This is a genomic window from Malikia spinosa, assembly GCF_002980625.1.
Classification (GTDB): Bacteria; Pseudomonadota; Gammaproteobacteria; order Burkholderiales; family Burkholderiaceae_C; genus Malikia; species Malikia spinosa.
Genome location: NZ_PVLR01000066.1, coordinates 1 through 4994, shown reverse-complemented (window position 1 = coordinate 4994; position 4994 = coordinate 1). Strand labels below are relative to the sequence as shown.

Genomic DNA, 4994 nt, shown 5'->3' with positions numbered 1-4994 from the left:
AGACTTTGAACACGCTCTAAGCGGCCAACCAGGCTAAAAAATGATCATAGACGGCGCAAGTGTCAATTTTTTGACGGTCGTGTGTGAGCCAAGCATTACAATGTGAGAATGCGTTCGTGGTTGCTAGTCATTTTGATGATGTTAATGCCGTTGCAGCTGTCCTGGGCTGCAGTGGGTGCATCTTGCGCCCATGACCAGGATGCCACGGCACAGCATCTCGGACACCATGTCCACCAGCACCAGAGTTTCGAGGAAGCTCCCGCCAAGAAGTCGGCTGCTAGTGTTGCATCGCCAGATCTCGATTGCGGTACCTGCCACGCCAACTGCTCCATCGCTTTGCAGGCGGTGCTCTCTTCGTGGTTCGGCCAACCCAGTTCGGTGCTTCTGTCTCGACCGCTCCCTTGGTCGGAATCCTTGCTCGTTGATCGCCCAGATCGACCGCGTTGGACATCCCCGGTATGACCGGGGATTGTCTAGCCGCGCGATAGCACTGCGCACCTGTCAATCTCTGTAAAGCGCACCAGCCCCTTGGGGCTGGTGATGTTTTGTTTTTGGAGATTGATTGCATGCATTTTTCTCGTTGGGGGGCCTCCCCCCGCTTGCTCTGGCTCTGCGCAGTTGGGGTCATGATCGCCTTGGACCAGTTGACCAAGGCCTACTTCGCCGCGACGATTCCTTTCGGGTCTTCAATAGAGGTGACGAGCTGGTTCAACCTGGTCCATACCCTGAACGAGGGAGCCGCTTTTTCGCTTTTCGCGGATGCTGGTGGCTGGCAGCGCTGGTTTTTCATTGCAGTCAGCATTTTGGTGGTCGTTCCCATCACGCTCACCAGTCTGTTCAAACACATCGAGCCCTTAGAGCGGCTGGTCGGGGCACTGATCGTGGCCGGAGGCACAGGCAACCTCATTGACCGCATGTCCACAGGTGCAGTGACCGACTTTCTGGATGTGCACTGGCGCGGTCTGCATTGGCCGGCGTTCAACCTTGCCGATGTCTTCATCGTGATGGCCGTGATCGGCTGGGGGGTGCTGTCATTACAACCCTCCTTTACCAAAACTAGAAGCGAACCATGAAAAAGAACTGGACACTGCTGTTGCTGGCATGGCTGATTGCGACCACCGCCACGCTGGGTGCTCTTTTCATTGGCGAAGTCATGCTGATGACGCCGTGCACCTTGTGTTGGTACCAGCGCATCTTCATGTTCCCTATCGCAATCATTTTGGGAATCGCTTGCTTTGCCGATGACCGTCAGGGTGCGGTTTATGCCCTTGCACTGGCCTTGGGAGGGCTGGCTATGGCCGGCTATCACACCCTGTTGGTGGCTGGACTGATCCCCAAGTCCTGGGTGCCTTGCAGCGCTGGGGTCTCCTGCGCAGACCAAAAGCTCGAAATCCTCAATGGCATCCAGATACCTTGGCTGTCACTTGTCGCATTTATAGCACTCGCACTCCTCCTCACCACCTATCTGAGAAAGTCTTCCCGATGAATTCTAAAAAAATCACAGTTTCCGCTCTGATCATAATTATCCTGGCATTCTTCTTTCTGGGTATGAACTATTACCAGAAGCGTGTCCAGGACTCACAGGCCGAGAAGGTCAGTCAGGCAGAAAACAGGTTGGTTCGCTTTCATTCGCCAGTCTTTGGTCCGCGCAATGCGCCGGTCACGATCGTCGAGTTTTTTGACCCCGCGTGCGAGACCTGCAGAGCGTTCTATCCCATCGTCAAGGACATCCTCAAGCAGTACCCGAACGACGTGCGACTAGTGCTGCGATACGCCCCCTTCCATCCGGGCTCTGATGAAGTAGTCAAGCTTCTGGAAGCCGCCAAACGACAAGACAAATACCTGCCTGTGCTAGAGGTGGTGTTGGCCACTCAACCGCAATGGGCCGACCACGGTAAACCCAACATCGATCTGGCGTATCGCGCAGCGCAGGAGGCAGGCCTGGACATCGAGAAGGCGAAAAAAGACGCCCTGACACCCGAAATCGAGGCGGTTTTGAAGCAGGACATCGAGGACCTGACCTCCTTGAATGTCACCAAAACGCCAACTTTCATCATCAATGGTCGCAGCCTGCCAACTTTTGGTGACAAGCAGTTGAAGGCCCTCGTCGCCGAAGAAGTGACCAAAGCCAGGAAGTGACATGACACAGCGCTTGTCACCTGTACCGTCGCAACCGACCTCCAGCCGTCGGCGTTTTGTGCAGATAGCCTTTGGTTGCGTAGCCGGTGTCCCTGCGCTGATGGCCTGTTCACCAGATGTGGCCAAATTCAAGAGTACCGACGTGACCGGTGCCACTTTTGCAGAGAACCTTCGGCTCAAGGATCAATACGGTAGCGTGAGAACGCTCAAGGACTTCAACGGCAAGATCGTGGTGGTCTTCTTCGGGTACACGCAATGTCCGGATGTCTGCCCTACATCGATGGCCACCATGGCGGAGGTCAAGCGCTTACTGGGTGCTCAGGGCGACCTGCTGCAGGTGCTCTTCATCACGGTGGACCCCGAACGGGATACCCAGCCATTGCTGAAGGAGTACATGGCAAGCTTTGACCCGGGCTTTCTGGCCCTGCGGCCAGGGCCTGACGAACTCAAGAGCGTCGCGGCCGACTTCAAGAGCTACTTCAAGAAGGTCCCGGGATCGACCCCGACCTCGTACACCATGGACCACTCGGCAGGGAAGTACATCTTCGACACCGAAGGTCGGGCTCGCTTGTTTTCCCCCTACGGAACCGACGCCATCACGATCGCATCGGACATCAAGATCCTTTTGTCCGCCGTCTGAGGCTCTCCTTTTGACGCCTCGATGAAGCCACCCACTGTAATGTCATGAAGCCTGCTTACCTGCCCTCACTGAAAACACTGATCCAGAGCTACCGGCGACCTCTGATGGGGGCGTTGGGCACGTTGATGCTGGGTACGGGTGTCGTGGCCTTTGGCATCTCACCAGCCTTGCCCGATGCAGCTCAGCTGCCAGTTCGGCAAGTGGTGGAGCCTGTGGCTGCTTCTGTTGCGGTGCCTGAATTCACAGGGTCGAGCCCTGAGTTTCTCGTTCATCAATCTCAGACCACCCGTCGTGATGACTCTGTCCAGACCCTGCTCAGGCGGCTGGGCATTGATGATCGCGATGCACAGATGTTTCTCGCCCGCGATGCCACATCTCGCCTGTTGCTGACGGGCGCGCCCGGCAAACTGGCCTCTGTCACCAGAACCCCCGCGGGGCGTCTGAAAACCTTGTCGGTGCGCTGGGTGGACGCGAACAACCAGCGCGTCAGCCGACTGGTGGTGCAGCGGCAAAACGGCGAGTACACCTCTCGGCTCGAACAGCCGACACCTCGGCGTCTGGTTCAGTTCGGTTCGCTGACTCTTCGCTCCTCGTTCTATGCAGCCACCGAGCAGGCCGGCATTCCGGATGCCATCGCTGAACAGGCGTTAGAGGCCTTTGCCGGGGACATCGACTTCCAGCGCGATTTGCCACGAGGGGCACGCTTCAGCATGGTTTACGAAGCGTTTGAGCTGGATGGAGAGATCCTGTTCACCGGACAATTGCTGGGTGCCGAAATCCAGAGCGGCAAGCAGACTCATCAGGCCATGTGGTATCAGGCACCAGGCAAGACCGGCGAATTCGTCAGCCTGGATGGTTCGAGTCAGCGACGGGCTTACTTGGCCTCCCCGTTGGCGTTCTCCAGGATCACCAGTTCATACGGACCACGCATCCACCCGGTATTGGGGGAACAGAAAGCCCACAAGGGAACGGATTACGGGGCACCCGCCGGAACTCCGATTCGGACTGTCGCCGACGGTGTGGTGACCTTTTCGGGTTGGCAAGGTGGATATGGCAACTACGTGGTGATTCGACATCCCGATCAGGCAGCCACCGCTTATGCCCATCTCGGACGCATCGCCGTCCGGCGCGGACAGCGCGTGGAGCAAGGCCAGACTATCGGCACGGTTGGTTCGACCGGAACGGCCACGGGGCCAAACCTGCACTTTGAATACCTCGTCAAGGGCGAGCGTACCAACCCGTCGCGGATCGCTAGCAATTCATCGGCATCGACCGTTGTGATCCCGAACCTGCCAGGCTTCAAAAAGGAAGCAAAAGCCATACGGGAACAGCTCATTATGGCTGCCTCTGTCGCCCAATCCAACGCACAGTGACCCGAAGACGGGTAAACGTGACCTTGCTCCTATTAAAACCCACGGAATATTAAACTTCCATTGCCACTATGAAAACACTGCTGCTTTACATCGCCACTGCCATCACAGAGATGGTTGGTTGCTACTTGCTGCTGCTGTGGCTGCGCGGTCAAGACACAGATTGGCTGCTATTACCAGCAGCGGCCTTTAGCCTTGCCGCGTTTGCCTGGCTGCTCACCTTGCATGCAGCTCCGTCCGGACGGGTCTATGCAGCCTATGGGGGAGTTTACGTGGCGGTGGCGCTGGGCTGGCTGTGGTCGGTGGACGGCATCCGCCCCAGCAGCTGGGATCTGGTGGGTGTGGTCGTAACTCTCGCAGGCATGGCGATCATTGCGTATCAGCCTCGCTTGTGAAACATAGAACCTGCCGTCCCATCGTTTACCCAAGCACGAGGGCTTGTAGCGCGCCGACCATCAGCGTCAATCGACCCCACTAGAGCGTGTTATGAACTTTGACCGGCGCCCAAGAGCATCACGGCCTTGGGCAGCATGAGGATGGCGAACACCACGAAATGCAGCGATGCCAGCACTTCAGGCATGCGCTCGAAGTCGCGTGAGAGACGGCGAAAGCGTGCCAGCCAGGCAAAGCTGCGCTCGACCACCCAGCGTCGCGGCAGCAGCACGAAGCCCTTCTTCGCCTCGGGCAGCTTGACCACGCGCAACTCAATGCCCGTCGCCGCCGCATCCTCCTTGGCCTGCTCGCCCGTGTAGCCTTGGTCGGCCCAAGCGACCTCGACCGTCTCGCCCGTAGCCCGCTGCACGGCTTCGCACAGTTGCTTGACTTGTGAGCGTTCCTGCTCGTTG

Annotated in this window: 7 protein-coding genes; 6 read left to right on the top strand and 1 reads right to left on the bottom strand. The window is 57.7% G+C overall.

The genetic code is table 11. The features are described 5' to 3' along the window. The first annotated feature begins 566 nt into the window (after positions 1 to 566). From lspA to C6P61_RS16760, 6 genes are all read left to right on the top strand, one after another. The gene (gene lspA / locus C6P61_RS16785; RefSeq protein ID WP_105731059.1) at positions 567 to 1073 is read left to right on the top strand and encodes a signal peptidase II; all 507 of its coding nucleotides are present in this window, start codon (positions 567 to 569) and stop codon (positions 1071 to 1073) included. Continuing rightward, positions 1070 to 1486, top strand: coding sequence for a disulfide bond formation protein B (locus C6P61_RS16780; protein ID WP_105731058.1), 417 nt, complete (start codon positions 1070 to 1072; stop codon positions 1484 to 1486). Before lspA ends, C6P61_RS16780 begins: the two co-directional genes overlap by 4 nt. Continuing rightward, complete coding sequence (locus C6P61_RS16775; RefSeq protein ID WP_105731057.1) at positions 1483 to 2139, top strand: DsbA family protein; 657 nt, start codon at positions 1483 to 1485, stop codon at positions 2137 to 2139. The genes C6P61_RS16780 and C6P61_RS16775 overlap by 4 nt, the downstream gene beginning before the upstream one ends. A gap of 1 nt (position 2140) precedes the next feature. Then, positions 2141 to 2779, top strand: coding sequence for an SCO family protein (locus tag C6P61_RS16770; protein WP_105731056.1), 639 nt, complete (start codon positions 2141 to 2143; stop codon positions 2777 to 2779). Positions 2780 to 2823: 44 nt separating this feature from the next. After that, positions 2824 to 4152, top strand: coding sequence for a M23 family metallopeptidase (locus C6P61_RS16765; protein WP_105731055.1), 1329 nt, complete (start codon positions 2824 to 2826; stop codon positions 4150 to 4152). Between the two features lie 68 nt (positions 4153 to 4220). Continuing rightward, positions 4221 to 4544 carry a YnfA family protein gene (locus C6P61_RS16760; RefSeq protein ID WP_101102755.1) on the top strand — a complete coding sequence of 108 codons (324 nt, stop codon included), beginning with the start codon at positions 4221 to 4223 and terminating at the stop codon, positions 4542 to 4544. An 89-nt stretch (positions 4545 to 4633) separates the two neighbouring features. Here C6P61_RS16760 and C6P61_RS16755 read toward each other — a convergent pair. Further along, on the bottom strand, positions 4634 to 4994 hold a 361-nt coding region (locus tag C6P61_RS16755), incomplete at its 5' end, for a transposase (RefSeq protein ID WP_146115084.1).

Bases quoted from the DNA above. Each gene is read 5' to 3' on its own strand.
- C6P61_RS16780 (WP_105731058.1), top strand. From the start codon at position 1,070: ATGAAAAAGAACTGGACACTGCTGTTGCTGGCATGGCTGATTGCGACC.
- C6P61_RS16765 (WP_105731055.1), top strand. From the start codon at position 2,824: ATGAAGCCTGCTTACCTGCCCTCACTGAAAACACTGATCCAGAGCTAC.
- C6P61_RS16775 (WP_105731057.1), top strand. From the start codon at position 1,483: ATGAATTCTAAAAAAATCACAGTTTCCGCTCTGATCATAATTATCCTG.
- C6P61_RS16760 (WP_101102755.1), top strand. From the start codon at position 4,221: ATGAAAACACTGCTGCTTTACATCGCCACTGCCATCACAGAGATGGTT.
- lspA (WP_105731059.1), top strand. From the start codon at position 567: ATGCATTTTTCTCGTTGGGGGGCCTCCCCCCGCTTGCTCTGGCTCTGC.
- C6P61_RS16770 (WP_105731056.1), top strand. From the start codon at position 2,141: ATGACACAGCGCTTGTCACCTGTACCGTCGCAACCGACCTCCAGCCGT.